The organism is Paenibacillus barengoltzii NBRC 101215 (genome assembly GCF_004000745.1).
GTDB classification, from domain to species: Bacteria; Bacillota; Bacilli; order Paenibacillales; family Paenibacillaceae; genus Fontibacillus; species Fontibacillus barengoltzii.
The window spans coordinates 1-15,594 of record NZ_BILV01000076.1 but is presented as its reverse complement, the minus strand read 5'-3'; the positions used below and the strand labels follow the sequence as shown (position 1 = coordinate 15,594).

Sequence of the window (15,594 nt, the reverse complement as noted above, 5' to 3'; positions counted from 1 at the left end):
CTTGGATCGTCCATGATTACGCTTGACCGCGCTTATTCGTCCCATTCACCTGAACCACGGTCACGAACGGAGCGATCCGATCCATTAAGCGTTGGCCTTTATGCCGCTCTTCCCCGTCCTTGCTCGTAAAGCTCAAATGCTTCTCCAGCGCACCCAAGGAATAGTTGGAGGTGTAGAACGTGGGTTTTCGGTTCATTCGATAATTCAAAATCGCGCCCATGACATGGTCGCGCACCCACGGATTCAGGTTCTCCGCACCGATATCGTCAAAGATCAGCAGGTCTACCTGCTTCATCATTTCCACCGTTTCGCGCAGCTTGTCGCTGTCCTGCAGCATGCTCTTCAGCTCTTCCACAAATTCCGGCATATAGACGATGGCGCCAGAGTAACCTTCCTTCGCCAGTTCGTGCAGCAGATAGCACATCAAGAACGTTTTGCCGGTGCCAAACGGCCCTTCCAGATACAGCCCTTTCGTCTGCAATCCAGATTCCTTCGTTTCATTAATATAGCGGAACACTTGTCCTACCGCCGGAGCACGCATGGCATCCTTCGTCATAATTTCCACTTCGTCATAACCGGCTTCCAGCGCCCGTTCATCTACATAGAAGCTATGAATCCGTTTCTTAACGGACAATTCGCGCTCATATTGCAGTTGCTTGGGGCATGGCACCTGACGATCCACAAGCTGCGGGCTTCCGCCCACCTGCTCGACCGTCAGCTTCGTATAATGGCCGGGGAAATCGTTGGGACATTGCTCCAAGCCCGGGCAGTTCGCGCAATGCTTGCTGTCGTTGATGTATTGATACAGCTTAGCCATCCCGCGAGTCAGCTGCTCCTGTCCCAGCTCCGGATGTTGGTCCCGGAGTTCCTTCACCAGCGGGTCATTCATCAGACGTGTGGTCAGCTCCTCGGAGCGTTGTTTGAATTGCGTGCTTTTCATCTGCGTCAGCAGTTCCCCCAGTGATTCCATAGGTTGTGTCACCTTCCTCCCCCAAGCCTAAACGGACTCAGACTTCCTTTTTATGTTTGCCGGATTGCATACGCTCCGCCATCTTAATCAGTTCAGCTAACTCTTCTTCCGATACAGCCGTCTCCTGGCCCGTCCGCTCCACAATTGGGATTTCCGGCTTCGGCTTCGTTCCGCGGCTGCCATAAGTTCGCGCCCGGCCTCCTCCGGAGGCGGCACCGCTGGATTTCTCCTTGACCTTCTCCTTCACCTTCGACTGGTCGCGGATATATTGCACGGCCTGCTCATACGTGTTGATCTGCTTCAGCAGCATGTTCGCAGCGATCGCATCGATGAAATTACGATTGATCCGCTGCTCCCCGCCTGAGGTGAGCAGGGACATTAAATAATGGATCAGTACGTTGATGACTTCGCCGGGCAACTTGTAATTCAGATCGATTTTCTCGAAAATATCCAGCAAGTTATCCGGAATCGATCCCGGGAAGAACGTCTTCAGCAACCGGGTATACGGCTCATTGCGAAGCATCATATTATATTGATGAATATCGCATTTGCTTTGGAATTGCGGCGGTACGTCCACGTAATACTCCATCTGTACCGCAACCTCCTCCGCCACGCCCCCCGCTTGAACGGAATCAGCTTCCGCTTTCGGCTCCTCACCGCGCAGCGCGACGATTTTGCCATAAGCCACCTCGCGTTCCTCTTGACGGCGCTTGCCTTGGCGGAACTGCAGGTTGGCCTTGTGCTGGAGCGCATCCAGCAGAATCCCGCCGCCTGAATCAAAGACCCCGTCCTCGTCCAACAGCCGGCAAATATCCTGGACGCTTAAATCGTACTTGCGGGCCACGTAATTCACCACGCCCATCCCTTCCGGGTCAAAGCGCAGCGCCTCAACGAAGGAGCGGTTCCGGGACTCGCGCGGAAAACGCAGGATGATGTCCGCATAGTTGATCGCATCCTCTTCCAGAGCCAGCTTGAGCCCCGGCTGCCTAGCGATCGACGTCTCGGCAATCGCCTGCTCCAGCTCATAATCTATCGAATGCGTGTTCAGCTCAAAGATCTCATAGAACGGAACCGTAATATTTTCCTTATTCAGGCCAACTCCTGACCATGCCTCCGGTTCTCCGCGGAACAACTGCTCCCGCAGAGACAGCACCGCGAACTTCCCGATCTTATCTCGCAGCAGCAAAGTCAGATGCTGGGTCCGGAAAAATTCCGCCGGTGCCAACGGTGCCTGAAGCTCATATTCGTAAATATAGTCATCGCTGTCTGGAACATAGAGCCGGTTCGTCTGAAGCAGCCCGACCGCCTCCAACCGGGATGTCTGCTCAATTAGAAACTTCCGCCCTTTCTCGCTTGGATCGAGGCCAAGGGTCAGGAACAGCTTCCGCTGCTGCTCCACCTCCGAATATCCAACCTGCTCCTGGGGAACATGCTCCGCAAGCAATCGGTACAGCGAAATTGCGAACGCCCCGACCATCGGTTGATAGATCAAACCTAGCATTCTGCCATCGACGGGACTGAGTCCGAAGTCACGATATACGCAATAACGGTGATTTTCAGTAAAATGCAGCATGTTGTTCATGCGCACGGCTTCATCGCTCCTTCCCTATCACGTCCAAATAGACTTCCTCTATTTTAGCATAAAAGACGTCGTCCTGAATCGCCCCCAGCCTACAAAAATCCCCCTTTTTCTTCCTGAGCTGCACCAGGGCCTATGTTCTCGTCCGAATAACCCCAAAAAAAGAACCGTCCCCTGATAGGGCGGCCCTTGACCTCTCTTCTTCTTCATCTATTTGTTATGTAAATGCCACTCTTCTAAATAAGAGCGATCTCCGGCTAAAAAACGCCGAACTTCATCAATCGAGACCCCCTCCTCCTTTGCCATGGCAAGTAAAATCACCCATTCCGGGTCAACGTTGCCGGGGTCATAAGAAATAACCTGGGCGGATTTCTTCAACAACAATCTCCTCCTAAGATCATTTGGTTTTGTCCCAGGCAGTCCAGCCATCTTAGTATTCCTACCTTAGATCTGAGACTTTGCGCCCCTGCTTTTCAGCAGGTTTACCCTTATCTGGTGCTTCTGAGCTAATGCATCTCCTTAGTTAGTAAGCATCTTGCTAATTATTATAGCGTCTAAAATTTGAAAAGTATGTCATTCTACGTAAATTCACCAACCCGTTTTCGTCGAAAAAGATAGCTTATTTTGTTTAATCCCGAACCCTCTTGTCAGATTGGGCCAAAATTCGACACTGATCAAGAGCTAGACATTGTTTCTTATAGAGAACATAAACTGTGAAAACGGATGGAAATTACTAGATTTTCTCAGGAAAAGAAAGATAATTGTTCCTAATTAAGAACAAATTGCTGGATTTTCGCCTTTCCTATCCTTAAACATTTCGGGTATATTCGAATCACAGCATCCGTTCTCAATAACGAAATTAATAGCGAACAACAGGAAGTAATCCGAATTGATTTTCTCGACTCTGCACTTATGGACCCGCCAGGTTGACACAAGCTTTGGCGAATTCACCAACGTACGCGAGGATCACACGGAAATGAAGCCTGCCGATTCTGTCCGAGCCGAAGGATGGGGAGGACGACGTTGGCGTGAGAGAACGCGATTCCTTCGGAAGTAGGTGAAAATCATGCGCAATCGTAAATGGTTAGGCAACGCGCTGACGTTCCTAATGGCGGTGGCCTTCTTTACCGTGGCGGGCTCAGTGGTACTCTCAAAGGTTTTCGGTAGCGAATCAACCATCTACGGTTATCAGCTGAGCACAGTTCTGTCCGACTCGATGGACCCTGTCATCCCAAGAGGTTCCATCGTGATCATTCAACCGGGCGGAGATATGACCCGTTTTGACGTCAGCGACGTCATCACCTTTCAGTCCAGGCATAACAAGCGGATAACCCACCGGATTGTTGAGGTGACACAGGACGAACACAGCGGCCAGGTGCTGTATCGGACAAAAGGCGATAATAACCATGCTGCCGATGTGGAACTGGTACACCCTGCGCATGTAACCGGCGTATATACCGGATTAAACGTACCGTACGCGGGCTATATTTTAAGTTTTGCCGAATCGAAAGCAGGGAAGGTCACCCTGTTGATCCTCCCAGGAGTCCTCTTATTTCTTTATACGGTTGTTGTCCTGTGGAAAGCGATCGCCAGACTAGAAGATGAAAAACCGGAAGCGCATCATTTGCAGTCGGACGCGAAGTCCCCAACCAGAATTGACGCATCAAACCAAGCCGAACAAGGAGAAATGTAACGTTGAACATCCGACTTAACACCTTTGTCCGATATCATTTATTCTGATATAATGACATCAAAAAATATTTTTCTGATAGAAGGGCGACGGCTACATGGCAGAACATATAGGCGAGCGTATTCAGAAACTACGGCAAGACCGAGGGTACTCCTTGTCCGAGCTGGCGGAGAAGGCGGATGTGGCGAAATCCTACCTCAGCAACGTGGAGCGTAATATTCAATCGAATCCCTCGATTTCCTTCATCCAGAAGATAGCCGACGCTCTCAACGTCTCGATCAACCTGCTATTGTACGGCGACCGCCCCGCACCGGAATTACTTGATCCGGAATGGTCGGAGTTGGTGCAGGAAGCGATGACTTCGGGCGTCAGCAAGAAGGAATTTAAGGATTTCCTTGAATATCAGAAATGGAAGCGAAGCCAGCAGGAATAACGATACAACTAGTAAATGTACACAGAGAAAAAGCGCGAGACCTCAGAGGTATCCCCGAGGCACTCGCGCTTTTGTTTTAAAACATTTTGTATCCGCCTAGCCGCAGCTTTCGAATCGTCCAACCGCTCAGGATCGCCCCGCACAGCCCGGCGAATGCCGTCAAATAATCGACCAGCCGGAACGATGCCAGATAGGTCCCGAAGCTCTGTTCATGGTCCCACAGCGTATAGACCACAACCGGCAAAATGACGATGATAAAGACGTACGCCGGAAACCAGGTTGTTTTCATTAACATATTCAAAATGAAACCGATGCCGAACATCATCACGAAGAAGAGAACCATCAGCACCAGTACGATGAGCCAACCCATCGACTCTTCCCCCACCCTTCTATAGGTCATTCAAAAAGGCATCTTTCGATCACGAAGCGGTCAATGAAGGTATGCAGCGTCCAAACTTTTTCGAATCTTCATTGACTATAAAGTAAATCACACTTCATCAAGCTAGTAGTAAGTTTACTAGATATTATGTAACGAAGCAATGAACTTTACATGAAAAATAAGTGAATCGATTTGCTCCGTTTAGGCTCCATGCGATACAATAAGATACGTATTGGCAATTCGTAAATGAGGATCAGAATGAATCTAGGAGTGATTATACATGAACGAAGCTACTCTAACCTTAGAAGGTTGGTATGCGCTTCACGATTTCCGCACGATCGATTGGACCGCCTGGAAAGCGGCAGATGATGAAGAACGCGCCGGGGCCCTGGAGGAGCTGCATACGTTCCTGAAAGAATGGGATTTGATGGAGGAATCCAAAACGGGCAGCACTGCGGTGTATTCGATCGTCGGACAGAAAGCCGACCTCGTGTTCATGCACCTGCGCGAAAGCCTGGAAGAGTTGAACGCTTTGGAGACGGCCTTTAACAAAACAACTTTTGCTGAATATACGACCAAAGCCTACTCCTACGTCAGCGTTGTAGAACTTAGCAATTATCTCGCATCCGGCGGCGGTGACCCGAAGGCAAATCCAGAAGTGATGGCCCGTCTGCAGCCGATCCTCCCGAAGACGAACCATATCTGCTTCTATCCCATGAACAAAAAGCGGGAACTCTCCGACAACTGGTACATGCTGACGATGGAACAGCGCCGCGAAATGATGCGCAGCCATGGCCTGATCGGCCGCAGCTATGCCGGCAAAGTGAAGCAGATCATCACCGGTTCCGTAGGGCTCGACGATTGGGAATGGGGCGTAACTCTGTTCGCCGACGATGCCCTGCAATTTAAGAAGCTGGTGTATGAAATGCGGTTTGACGAAGTCAGCGCACGTTTTGGCGAGTTTGGTGCTTTTTACGTCGGCAATCTGCTGAATGCAGAGCGTTTGGACGAGATGTTGAAAGTGTAATTCCATATCGATAAAAAAGTAGGGTGTGCCGCCTCGTACGACACACCCTTTCTTATTCTTTTAATCTTCCGCCTCTGCCTCCATCGACTTCAGGAACTCCGCCGTCGCCCGATCGCGTTCCCGGCTCTTCTCCTTCAGCCGTTCGATGGCTGGCTGGATCAGAAGGTCCACTTCCTTCTGCACCGTATAAGCCAAATCGTAACGCTGCTGCGATTCCAGGTAAGATCCCACTTCCATCAAGGCGTTATAGCGATCCAGCTCATCCCGCGTGAGCAGCCCTCGAACCTGTACGCTGCAGTGACGCATCTTAGAAAAATCTTCCTTTCTTCAACACCAGCGGAATCCCGCCGATAATGAACAGATAACGCATATCCACCAGCTTCTTCAATTGGGCTGCAACCCAACCTTTATATTTCTTCCCAAATGCGCTGGCGATCGCTTCCCCTTTACCCAGCGAAGCTACGGTTCCTTTATTGCTGAACACAAATTTCTTAAGCTCTTTGCCGCGAATGGCCGCCACCACGTTTTGCGCACAGGTAACTCCTTGCTGCATGGCAATTTGGGCCGTAGGCGGGTATGGGCGCCCTTCCGGATTAAACATCAGCGAATTGTCCCCGATGATAAAGACATGATCATGACCAGGTGCACGCAAATAATCGTCGACCTTCACGCGACCGCGCGCGGTCTCGAAACCTGCCGCTTCAATGAGACGGTTCCCGCGGATCCCGCCGGTCCAAATAACGGTTTGCGACTTAATTTCCTCTCCCGTGGCCAAAATAACACCATCCGGCGTGCATTCCTTGATCGCTACGCCAATCTTGAACTGTACACCCTTCTTCTTCAGTACGTCCATCGCATATTCAACCAACTCCGGATCAAAGCCCGGCAGAACTGTTGGTGCAGCTTCTACGTTGTACACGTTAACAAGATTTGGATCAACGTCGTACTCCTTGCACAGCTGCGGAATCCGGTCAGCCAGCTCGGCAACGAATTCAATGCCGCTGAAACCCGCACCGCCAACAACGAAGTTCAAACGGTCAGTCCGGCTTTCGTCCATTTTATATAGGGCAAATTGATATTCGATATGCTGGCGAATCAAGCGCACGGAATTGATGCTGCGGATCGTCATTGCATATTCCGTCAGGCCCGGGATACCAAAGGATTCCGGTTCGCCGCCCAGCGCGATCACCAGATAATCATATGAAAGGGTTCCGTCCTGCAGCACGACCTTCTTGTCGGCCAGACGAATCTCCTGCACATTCGATTTCACAAGATCGATTTTAAATTCGTCAATTAATTTGGATATGGCCACTCGGGTATGTTCAATGGAGTCCGTCCCGGCTGCCGGCATATGCAGATGCGTCGTGAAATAGTGATAATCATGCCGATTCACTAGAGTGACGTCCGCTTCATTGTAGTTCAACTCTTTCTGCAGCCGCTGCGCGGTAAGAATGCCGCCATAACCCGCACCAAGAATCACTATTTTGGGTATGGTACTCATGTATTTTTCTCCTTCCAATATTACGCACTCTATATTTGATTTAAAGCCAATAACGCAATGTGAAAATTAACACATAAAAAACCACTCTGTACCAACTCAAACCGTTTCAGTCATCCACACATTTGGTCAATCCAGAGACATTTGTCACATTTTAGTACTAGTTTAAACCTTATTTGTAGGATGAGCAAAAGTCTTCTGTCGTATAATCATAAATGTACTTTTTTCGTCACAAATATGAATGCATACATTTGAATGATATCGGCTTTTGCCTAAAAGATCAAGTCTTATTTTACCCGTAATTATAGGACTTTCAACGGATTATATTCCAGATTTTCGACACTTTTCATCTTGCCTTTCCAAACCAGGGATTCGACCATTATAATAAAGTAGAATTGACATTTTAGTTATAGAGAAAAAAGAAACCATCTGGAGGTGTTTGACACGTGTCAACCCAAAATAACGCCGAATTCACAGACCTTCTGATTGTTGGTGGTGGACCGGCGGGTATGTTTGCCGCTTTTTACGGCGGAATGAGAAAAGCTTCTGTTAAACTGATTGAAAGTATGCCTCAGCTTGGGGGGCAAGTGGCTGCCCTTTACCCTGAGAAATATATTTATGACGTGGCTGGCTTTCCTAAAGTGACCGGGCAAGAGTTGATCAACAACTTGCATGAACAATTAAAGCTGTTCGAACCGGACGTACGTCTGGAGGAACGGGTGCTGCAAATTGAGAAGAAAGAAGAGCGCCATTTTGTGGTGACCACCGATAAGGGCGTTCACTATGCGCGCGCCATTATCATTACTGCTGGAGTTGGCGCGTTTGAACCTCGTCGTCTGGATCTTCCGAATGCCGCCCACTTCGAGCAAACGAACCTGCATTATTTCGTCAGCGATATGAACCGGTTCCGCGGCAAAAAAGTGTTGATCAGCGGCGGCGGCGACTCCGCAGTCGACTGGGCACTGATGCTGGAGCCAATCGCTGAGCAAGTGACGCTGATTCACCGCCGCGATAAATTCCGGGCGCATGAGCACAGCGTTGAGAAGCTGATGGCTTCCCGCGTCCAAGTCATTACCCCAACGGAAATCGCAGAGCTTCACGGTGACGATCGCATCGAACGCGTCACGCTGGCGCACGTTAAGACGAAGGAGACTCAAGAGATCGTTGTGGACGACGTGATCGTCAACTTCGGATTTGTCTCGTCGCTTGGACCGATCGCAGAATGGGGCCTTGAGATTGAAGGCAACGCTATTGTCGTCGATTCCCGGATGGAAAGCTCGATTCCAGGCATTTTTGCGGCCGGTGACATTACGACATATCCCGGCAAATTGGACCTGATTGCGGTCGGATTCGGCGAAGCACCGACAGCGGTCAACAACGCTAAGGTCTATATCGATCCAGAAGCGAAGTTGTCCCCAGGTCACAGCAGTAACTTGAAGCTGTAACCATAAGCAGTGAATTCACGTTCTTACATGTTCTAGTAAACAAAAGGGTATCTTACCTTTACGGAAGATCATATCGTAAAGGAGAGATACCCTTTGCCATATATATGCCCGTTATGCAACGGTTTGGCTTCATTAAACGCCACCTGCCCCGATTGCGGACACATTCTAGAGAATGCTGGAAAAAAAGAAGATTACGCCGGGCCTTACAGTCCCTACGGATCCGCTGATCAGTATACCTCAGCCATCTCCGCGCGTATTCCTTCGGGCTGCGAACATGTCGTTCAGTGTCCGCATTGTCATGAAGCTTATATTTATCATGTCAACGCCTGGCAGGCGCCTTGATGGTTGGGGATAACTATATCCTTCTTATTGAAGTAAGCCAGGTTGTCCACAATTAGTGCAAAACGGACGGCGCGGTAAGCTCTAATTCGCGTTTGCGAATTTCTGCTAACAGCAGTGCGATAAACTCCCGATCCAACTGCAGTTCGGTTGCTTTCTGATAGGATTCGAGGAGCAACTCATCCGTTAACAGCGCCATTGATAACACATCCTTTCTAGTATTTTCCCCATCATAACAGGAAAAGTTTAGTAGAACAAGTGTTCCTGTTATCCACAAACCCTTGTGGAAATCCTGTGAATAACGTGTTAGTAAATATCGAAAACCGTTGAAAAAGCTAGTGGGATAATGTGGACAAAAGTTATTCACAGGACATCTGTTCCCATTTTTCTCCAAAAATTTTTTTATTTTCCGACAATCCGAGCTTATTGTGGCCGCGTATTTACCTCAAAAATCCAGATCTTTCCGTTCCGATCTACACCATAATCAAACCCAAGCTGCCCGATCCCCGGAAACCGAGCCTCCAGAATCTGTATGCTCATATTCGTTAACGTACGCATCTCCCGTTTCTTGCTGGCGGCAATTTTGCGGCCCAGGGACCGGCTGAGCCCCGCACGGGCACTAAGCATCGTCCCGCCCTTACACAAGTTGGTCACGAACAACCCAGGTCGGGCTAACCGGCCGACCATGGAGCGATAAACCCAAACTCCGTTCTCTTTCACGACCTTCACCCGATAGTCGATCGGGCGTCCGGCAATTCGGGCCAAATGAATCCCTTGCTGGATCATATACTTACGTCCGACCTTCACTCGGTTTAAGGAACGAAACATCGCTTCAAAGCTGGAAAACGTGCGTGTCCGGGACATATAGGTATAAGCATAAACTCCGCCTGCATAAGTTACCTTAATTACACCATACCCCCCGCCGCCGCGGAGGGGTTTAATGACGACCATGCCGAACTGATGCAGCATGCTTCTTAACGAATCGGCACTGTACAATCGGGTTTGCGGTATGTGGGCGGCCACGACCGCGTTGCTGAGAAGCGCTTCGGTCTTGAGCCACTTATTGGCCAATTGTCTCCCCGCCATGACACCATCCCCTTCCTCTCACTATACGGTATAGTACTCATTTGTAGATTCGTATTCTTGGATGATTGTCCAAGGCTTAAGCCCTTTCTCCGGTACGGCTGTCAGGCAGGGTCTTTCTATGCAAAGCGAGGGTTTTCGCGTATATTAAGGGGAGACGTTGGTCTATGACTAGCAGAGGAAGGAGAGTTCACAAGCTTTGAATACAGAAGGTTCTTCATTTGAGGCAGCTCTGTTCGAGGTCCTCTATTGGTTTGCCATGATCGCCATGTCGTTGGTACTGGCCGGCATTACCGTCGCATTGTTCCTCACGGGTATCAAAATGGCCAGAACAACGCGTAAAGGTCTCGGAATCGGCTGTATCGTCTTTTCTCTGGCAGCGGCCTGCATGGTCGTTATGATGGTAAATCGTCAATTTTTCTAAAGCAGGTCGGGAGCTCCTGACCGCACAGAAAAAGCTCGGAGCATCGCTTGTAGATCGCTTCCGGGCTTTTTTTCACAAAAAAATGGGAACCAAATCACATTTATGCGTATTACTACATAGAAATTATCGTGACTTGGGGATAGTAGAAAGATACAGGAGGTTCTATTGGCATGGGAAGTACGCAACCTTGGGGGGACCGATTCAAAAGGTTTTTTCTAAATAACCGTTTTGTGGTGTTTTTGCTCGTTGTCTTGCTAATTGGCTTGAATATATTGGTGTTCGCCCATATTCCGTTCGTGTTTAGACCTATTACGGTGTTGCTCAAAACGGTCTTGCTCCCGATTCTGCTTACCGGAGCGATCTATTATCTGCTCAATCCGCTGGTGGATTGGCTGGAAACGAAGCGCATCCGCCGAGTCTACACGATTACCGGGTTATATCTGTTTATCGCGGGGATCCTCACGGTGTTGATTATGACCGTGATCCCGTTGGTTCAGGAGCAGATTTTGAGTTTGATTGAAAATTTACCTCGATATACGGCGGAGGTGCAGCGACAGTTCGAAAGCTTGATCGGCAGCAACTTCTTCCATCAAGTCCAAGAGTCGACCGGCTTTAATCTGGACGATCTGTCCCACACATTATCGGAGCGAGGGACCGCTTTGCTGAACAACGCTTGGTCCGGCATCGGCGGCTTCCTTGGAGCCGTTAAGAACGTCGTGCTGGCCATCATCACCGTGCCGTTCATCTTATTCTATCTGTTGAAGGACGGCAAGAAGCTGCCGAAGTTCATCCTGCGTTACGTGCCCGTACGCTTCCGTGAACAGACGCACCATGTGATGACCGAGATGAACAACCAGATCAGCTCGTACATCCGCGGGCAAATTATCGTCAGCTTCTGCATCGGGGCGCTGATGTATGTCGGCTTCGTGATCATCGGCCTGGATTATTCGCTGACGCTGGCGATCATCGCCTCGTTCACGAGCATCGTTCCGTACCTTGGGCCGGCGATCGCGATCACCCCAGCGATCATCGTGGCCATCGTTACCTCGCCGATCATGCTGCTGAAGCTGATCGTCGTCTGGACGGTTGTCCAGCTCATCGAAGGCAAGTTCATTTCGCCGCAAATTATGGGCAAGACGTTACGCATTCATCCGATCACCATCATCTTCGTGATCCTCACTGCCGGCAATCTGTTTGGTGTACTGGGCGTGATCCTCGCCGTACCGGGCTACGCTGTGCTGAAGGTGATCTTCACCCATCTGTTCCAATGGTTCGAACGGCGCTCTCATTTGTATGAGGAGCCGAATGCGACTGCCGCTGAGCAGGTTGAGCTCCCCGAGCCTCCGCCTGAATCGCAGTCATGAAAAAAGGACTCTTCCGATGGGAAGAGTCCTTAATTTGTATCCAATCAATCGCAAGGTTGCGGCGCGCCTTCCTCGTCCTTAAAGCGGAACGATTGCCCGCAGCCGCAGGTGGCGATGGCGTTCGGGTTGTGGATGGTGAAGCCGCCGCTCATGCCGGATTCCTTGAAGTCGATCTCCAGACCGTTCAAATAACGGATGCTGTCCTTATCCACAACGACTTTCAGCCCCTTGATGTCCATATAGACATCCTGTTCGCTCTCCTGATCATCCAGGCCCATTCCATAGGAAAAGCCGCTGCAACCGCCGGGATTCACTCCGACACGCAGGAACATATTAGGGGTTTCTTCTTGAGCTATCATATCTTTAATCCGCGCCATGGCGCTGTCGCTAATATTGATCATTATGCACTCACTCCTTTACGAAAAATTATACTCCTTCTCCTCCAATCGCTCAACAACTGTGATCTTTCTAGTTGCCAATCTTTATATCTTCACCCTCGGCTTATTGCCCGCTTGGAATGTGAGGTTTATAATAGGTAGGTAATTCATACTGTTAGGATACGAGGTATTTATGCAATTGGAAACGGAGGGAACGTCATGTTCACTGTAGTCACCCCAAACACCGACAAGAGAATGGCCGAAATTGTGGACAAAGTCCGCCAAGGCGAACGCCTCAACCTCGAAGACGGTGTCTATCTATATGAAAGCAATGATATATTGACGATTGGGCAATTAGCAAATGAAGTTAACCTGCGTAAGAACGGGAAAAAGGTATATTTTATCGAAAATATGAGCCTCTACTTCACGAACGTCTGCGAATCTCATTGTGCGTTTTGCAGCTTCCGCAAGGATCAAGGAGAAGAAGGGGCTTATACGCTTTCCGGGGAGGAAATGGTCGCTTACGTGAAGCAGCACATCACCCCGGGCGTCCGTGAGTTCCATATCGTAGGCGGGCACAACAACCACGTGCCGTTCCAATATTATGTGGACTCGCTCAAAGCGCTGAAAGAGAACTTCCCGCATGTGACCATCAAGGCGTATACGGCGGCGGAGATCGAATTCTTCACCCGGCTCAGCGGTTTGAGCACGAAGGAAGTGCTGATGCGGCTGCAAGAAGCCGGCCTTGAATCCTTAACCGGCGGCGGTGCGGAGATCTTGTCGGATCAATATCGGGAGAAGATGAAGGTGGAGAAAGCCAACGTCGACCAATATTTGGACGTCCATCGGACGGCGCATCAATTGGGAATGAAGACCCCAACGACGATGCTGTACGGCTCCATCGAATCCTACGAAGATCGCGTTCGTCATATGCTGCAAATCCGCGATCTGCAGGATGAAACCGGCGGGTTCCAAGTATTTATTCCGTTGTCCATGCAACCGCGTAATAAGAACGCCAGCATCATGCGCCGCAACTCGGCCTTTGAGGATCTCAAAGCGATCGCGATCAGCCGCTTGATGTTGGATAACATCCAGCACATCAAAGCTTACTTTATCAATATCGGCGTCCAGTTGACGCAGGTTGCCTTAGCCTTCGGGGCTTCGGACGTGCACGGCACGATTCTGAAGGAGCAAATCAGCCATGCGGCTGGTGCGCAAACTCCGGAAGGCTTAACGTTGAAAGAACTGATCTGGCTTGTCAAAGGGGCCGGACGCATACCGGTTGAAAGGGATACGTTCTACAACGAACTGAAGGTCTACGAATAATACGTCAGGGAGTCCTATTCGTTACGGATGGGCCTCCCTTATTTTTTGCAGGATACGTTCGGCCAATTGGTCCGCATCTTCCCCCTCCACCTGCTCGCCGTCAACCAGCACATACGGAAACAAATAACACGTGCCGCAAGCGGTCAGGCAGCCGTACTCATAAATATCACAATCGACTTGCTCCTTCACTTTCCGAATCGCTTCGTCCGTGCCCAAACTGGCATTGTTCGTACAATATTCAAGGATCGGTTTCATCTTCCGTCCTCCCCATGAAGAAGCATTTAAATTTTTGACTTTTTGTAATATAATAAGGCAAGAAAGGAGTTGAAAACAATGAGTGAAAACGTACAAGATAAATTGTATGATGAAGTATTGGAAGTATTGGACAAACTGCGGCCTTTCCTGCAACGTGACGGTGGCGACGTCGAACTCGTCGACGTAGAAGACGGCATCGTGAAACTGAAACTGATGGGTGCCTGCGGCAGCTGCCCAAGCTCCACGATCACCCTCAAAGCAGGGATCGAACGCGCTCTGTTTGAAGAAGTGGAAGGCGTAGAAGAGGTCGTACAAGTATTTTAATCCGCAATCCATGAATTATTGCTCTTCAGCAGGAGGGTTTTAAACGAAACCCGGCTCCGGCAAAATGTCGGATGGCCGGGTTTTTTTGTTGTTGGGTCGGTGAAACCCGCTTATGAAGGCTTGATCCACGGCCGGATCGGGTCGAGTCCGCCGGAGATGTCCATAATGTTGCCGGTGATGAAATCCGAATCCGGATGACACAAAAACGCAATCACGCGAGCGATATCCTCCCCGCTTCCCGGACGTCCCAGCGGCGTCTCTCCATCGCGGAGACCGCGAACTTCATGGATCGACATCTCTTTCTGGTTCCCGCGAATGTCGCCGGGGCAAACCATATTTACAGTGATACCATAAGGGGCTTCCTCGACGGCCAGCGTCTTCGTAAAAGACACCAGCCCGGTTTTCGCTGCGGCATAAACCGCCCGATGCGGCCAAGCGCGCGACTCCGCGGCATGACCAAAGCCGAAATGGATAATCCGCCCCCATTTCTTCTCCCGCATCCCAGGCAGTACGAGATGATCCAGCAGCAAACTGCCCACCAAATTCCCTTCGATCATGGCCAGCACTTCACTCTGGCTGTAGTCAGCGAACAGCTTGCGTTCGCGGATAAACGGTCCGGCGTTGTTGACCAGGATGTCAATCGTGCCAAGCTGCTCGTTCACTTGCCGGGCTAGGTCCTCGATTTGCTCCCGGCGCGAGACGTCGGCTTGCACTGCGATGCAGCGGACGCCCAGGCGCTCGATATCCGATTGGAGGGAGAGCGCTTCCGCTTTGCTATGTACATAATTCAGCGCGATATGGCAGCCTTGTTCTGCCAGCGTCAGCGCTGTTTTCTTCCCGAGGCCTTTGGCGCTCCCGGTTATTAAGGCAACTTTGCCATGCAACGTTCCTTCTCCTCCTCCCAGGTGCTATCCCTTTAAGTATAAAAGATTTAAAGGATTCCCACAAACCGCCGCGGCATACGATCCAATTCTTCAAATGCAAAATACAGTTAAGTTTCATTTAAATGCGCCTTTGCATGCGTTTAACTGTAAAAGTGCAGTTGAATATTACCCAAATACGCTGTTTGCATCCGTTCAAC

Annotated in this window: 19 protein-coding genes and 1 riboswitch; of the genes, 8 read left to right on the top strand and 11 right to left on the bottom strand. The window is 50.0% G+C overall.

Annotated elements, in window-relative coordinates; translation table 11 throughout:
* Positions 1-16: 16 nt before the first annotated feature.
* The 3 genes from dnaI to PBA01S_RS18210 all read right to left on the bottom strand — a co-directional run bounded on the left by dnaI (position 17) and on the right by PBA01S_RS18210 (position 2,927).
* Complete coding sequence (gene dnaI / locus PBA01S_RS18220) at positions 17-970, bottom strand: primosomal protein DnaI (protein WP_016310969.1); 954 nt, start codon at positions 968-970, stop codon at positions 17-19.
* A gap of 37 nt (positions 971-1,007) precedes the next feature.
* Entirely contained in the window at positions 1,008-2,558 is a 1,551-nt protein-coding gene (locus tag PBA01S_RS18215; protein WP_028540015.1) for a DnaD domain protein, read from the bottom strand.
* Positions 2,559-2,759: 201 nt separating this feature from the next.
* On the bottom strand, positions 2,760-2,927 hold the full coding sequence (locus PBA01S_RS18210) for an anti-repressor SinI family protein (protein WP_164744191.1): 168 nt from the start codon (positions 2,925-2,927) through the stop codon (positions 2,760-2,762).
* A 34-nt stretch (positions 2,928-2,961) separates the two neighbouring features.
* Positions 2,962-3,046, bottom strand: a riboswitch (cyclic di-GMP riboswitch).
* Positions 3,047-3,615: 569 nt separating this feature from the next.
* Here PBA01S_RS18210 and sipW point away from each other — a divergent pair.
* Complete coding sequence (gene sipW, locus PBA01S_RS18205; protein ID WP_127576486.1) at positions 3,616-4,242, top strand: signal peptidase I SipW; 627 nt, start codon at positions 3,616-3,618, stop codon at positions 4,240-4,242.
* 94 nt (positions 4,243-4,336) lie between these two features.
* Positions 4,337-4,672: a helix-turn-helix domain-containing protein gene (locus PBA01S_RS18200; protein WP_028540202.1), complete on the top strand. Its 336-nt coding sequence runs from the start codon at positions 4,337-4,339 to the stop codon at positions 4,670-4,672.
* A 76-nt stretch (positions 4,673-4,748) separates the two neighbouring features.
* Here the strand turns inward: PBA01S_RS18200 and PBA01S_RS18195 are convergent, their stop codons facing one another.
* Complete coding sequence (locus tag PBA01S_RS18195; protein WP_016310964.1) at positions 4,749-5,042, bottom strand: YuiB family protein; 294 nt, start codon at positions 5,040-5,042, stop codon at positions 4,749-4,751.
* A gap of 289 nt (positions 5,043-5,331) precedes the next feature.
* Here PBA01S_RS18195 and hemQ point away from each other — a divergent pair, with 289 nt between their 5' ends.
* Positions 5,332-6,078, top strand: a complete 747-nt coding sequence (gene hemQ / locus PBA01S_RS18190) for a hydrogen peroxide-dependent heme synthase (protein WP_016310963.1) — start codon at positions 5,332-5,334, stop codon at positions 6,076-6,078.
* 60 nt (positions 6,079-6,138) lie between these two features.
* Here the strand turns inward: hemQ and PBA01S_RS18185 are convergent, their stop codons facing one another.
* Positions 6,139-6,384: a hypothetical protein gene (locus PBA01S_RS18185; protein ID WP_028540203.1), complete on the bottom strand. Its 246-nt coding sequence runs from the start codon at positions 6,382-6,384 to the stop codon at positions 6,139-6,141.
* Between the two features lies 1 nt (position 6,385).
* Positions 6,386-7,579, bottom strand: coding sequence for an NAD(P)/FAD-dependent oxidoreductase (locus PBA01S_RS18180; RefSeq protein ID WP_016310961.1), 1,194 nt, complete (start codon positions 7,577-7,579; stop codon positions 6,386-6,388).
* Between the two features lie 443 nt (positions 7,580-8,022).
* On the opposite strand from PBA01S_RS18180, the gene PBA01S_RS18175 reads away from it, so the two are divergent.
* The gene (locus PBA01S_RS18175; RefSeq protein ID WP_016310960.1) at positions 8,023-9,021 is read left to right on the top strand and encodes an NAD(P)/FAD-dependent oxidoreductase; all 999 of its coding nucleotides are present in this window, start codon (positions 8,023-8,025) and stop codon (positions 9,019-9,021) included.
* Positions 9,022-9,415: 394 nt separating this feature from the next.
* Here the strand turns inward: PBA01S_RS18175 and PBA01S_RS18165 are convergent, their stop codons facing one another.
* Positions 9,416-9,559: a sporulation histidine kinase inhibitor Sda gene (locus PBA01S_RS18165; protein ID WP_016310959.1), complete on the bottom strand. Its 144-nt coding sequence runs from the start codon at positions 9,557-9,559 to the stop codon at positions 9,416-9,418.
* A 224-nt stretch (positions 9,560-9,783) separates the two neighbouring features.
* The gene (locus PBA01S_RS18160; protein ID WP_028540205.1) at positions 9,784-10,446 is read right to left on the bottom strand and encodes a YheC/YheD family protein; all 663 of its coding nucleotides are present in this window, start codon (positions 10,444-10,446) and stop codon (positions 9,784-9,786) included.
* A gap of 196 nt (positions 10,447-10,642) precedes the next feature.
* Between PBA01S_RS18160 and PBA01S_RS18155 the strand changes: the two genes are divergently transcribed.
* Positions 10,643-10,867 carry a hypothetical protein gene (locus tag PBA01S_RS18155; protein ID WP_009224804.1) on the top strand — a complete coding sequence of 75 codons (225 nt, stop codon included), beginning with the start codon at positions 10,643-10,645 and terminating at the stop codon, positions 10,865-10,867.
* Positions 10,868-11,037: 170 nt separating this feature from the next.
* Positions 11,038-12,231 carry an AI-2E family transporter gene (locus tag PBA01S_RS18150; RefSeq protein WP_016310957.1) on the top strand — a complete coding sequence of 398 codons (1,194 nt, stop codon included), beginning with the start codon at positions 11,038-11,040 and terminating at the stop codon, positions 12,229-12,231.
* 44 nt (positions 12,232-12,275) lie between these two features.
* Here PBA01S_RS18150 and PBA01S_RS18145 read toward each other — a convergent pair whose 3' ends face one another.
* The gene (locus tag PBA01S_RS18145; RefSeq protein ID WP_016310956.1) at positions 12,276-12,632 is read right to left on the bottom strand and encodes a HesB/IscA family protein; all 357 of its coding nucleotides are present in this window, start codon (positions 12,630-12,632) and stop codon (positions 12,276-12,278) included.
* Positions 12,633-12,827: 195 nt separating this feature from the next.
* Here PBA01S_RS18145 and mqnE point away from each other — a divergent pair, with 195 nt between their 5' ends.
* Complete coding sequence (gene mqnE, locus PBA01S_RS18140) at positions 12,828-13,934, top strand: aminofutalosine synthase MqnE (protein ID WP_016310955.1); 1,107 nt, start codon at positions 12,828-12,830, stop codon at positions 13,932-13,934.
* Positions 13,935-13,955: 21 nt separating this feature from the next.
* On the opposite strand, the gene PBA01S_RS18135 is transcribed toward mqnE, so the two are convergent.
* Positions 13,956-14,189, bottom strand: coding sequence for a YuzB family protein (locus PBA01S_RS18135; protein ID WP_016310954.1), 234 nt, complete (start codon positions 14,187-14,189; stop codon positions 13,956-13,958).
* 78 nt (positions 14,190-14,267) lie between these two features.
* Here PBA01S_RS18135 and PBA01S_RS18130 point away from each other — a divergent pair, with 78 nt between their 5' ends.
* On the top strand, positions 14,268-14,513 hold the full coding sequence (locus PBA01S_RS18130) for a NifU family protein (protein WP_009224772.1): 246 nt from the start codon (positions 14,268-14,270) through the stop codon (positions 14,511-14,513).
* A gap of 110 nt (positions 14,514-14,623) precedes the next feature.
* Here PBA01S_RS18130 and PBA01S_RS18125 read toward each other — a convergent pair whose 3' ends face one another.
* On the bottom strand, positions 14,624-15,397 hold the full coding sequence (locus PBA01S_RS18125) for an SDR family oxidoreductase (RefSeq protein ID WP_016310953.1): 774 nt from the start codon (positions 15,395-15,397) through the stop codon (positions 14,624-14,626).
* Positions 15,398-15,594: the final 197 nt, after the last annotated feature.

What these genes read in the sequence shown, in the direction of transcription:
- dnaI (WP_016310969.1), bottom strand. Translation starts at nt 970, where the DNA reads ATGGAATCACTGGGGGAACTGCTGACGCAGATGAAAAGCACGCAATTC.
- sipW (WP_127576486.1), top strand. Translation starts at nt 3,616, where the DNA reads ATGCGCAATCGTAAATGGTTAGGCAACGCGCTGACGTTCCTAATGGCG.
- PBA01S_RS18200 (WP_028540202.1), top strand. Translation starts at nt 4,337, where the DNA reads ATGGCAGAACATATAGGCGAGCGTATTCAGAAACTACGGCAAGACCGA.
- PBA01S_RS18195 (WP_016310964.1), bottom strand. Translation starts at nt 5,042, where the DNA reads ATGGGTTGGCTCATCGTACTGGTGCTGATGGTTCTCTTCTTCGTGATG.
- hemQ (WP_016310963.1), top strand. Translation starts at nt 5,332, where the DNA reads ATGAACGAAGCTACTCTAACCTTAGAAGGTTGGTATGCGCTTCACGAT.
- PBA01S_RS18185 (WP_028540203.1), bottom strand. Translation starts at nt 6,384, where the DNA reads ATGCGTCACTGCAGCGTACAGGTTCGAGGGCTGCTCACGCGGGATGAG.
- PBA01S_RS18180 (WP_016310961.1), bottom strand. Translation starts at nt 7,579, where the DNA reads ATGAGTACCATACCCAAAATAGTGATTCTTGGTGCGGGTTATGGCGGC.
- PBA01S_RS18165 (WP_016310959.1), bottom strand. Translation starts at nt 9,559, where the DNA reads ATGGCGCTGTTAACGGATGAGTTGCTCCTCGAATCCTATCAGAAAGCA.
- PBA01S_RS18160 (WP_028540205.1), bottom strand. Translation starts at nt 10,446, where the DNA reads ATGGCGGGGAGACAATTGGCCAATAAGTGGCTCAAGACCGAAGCGCTT.
- PBA01S_RS18150 (WP_016310957.1), top strand. Translation starts at nt 11,038, where the DNA reads ATGGGAAGTACGCAACCTTGGGGGGACCGATTCAAAAGGTTTTTTCTA.
- PBA01S_RS18145 (WP_016310956.1), bottom strand. Translation starts at nt 12,632, where the DNA reads ATGATCAATATTAGCGACAGCGCCATGGCGCGGATTAAAGATATGATA.
- mqnE (WP_016310955.1), top strand. Translation starts at nt 12,828, where the DNA reads ATGTTCACTGTAGTCACCCCAAACACCGACAAGAGAATGGCCGAAATT.
- PBA01S_RS18135 (WP_016310954.1), bottom strand. Translation starts at nt 14,189, where the DNA reads ATGAAACCGATCCTTGAATATTGTACGAACAATGCCAGTTTGGGCACG.
- PBA01S_RS18130 (WP_009224772.1), top strand. Translation starts at nt 14,268, where the DNA reads ATGAGTGAAAACGTACAAGATAAATTGTATGATGAAGTATTGGAAGTA.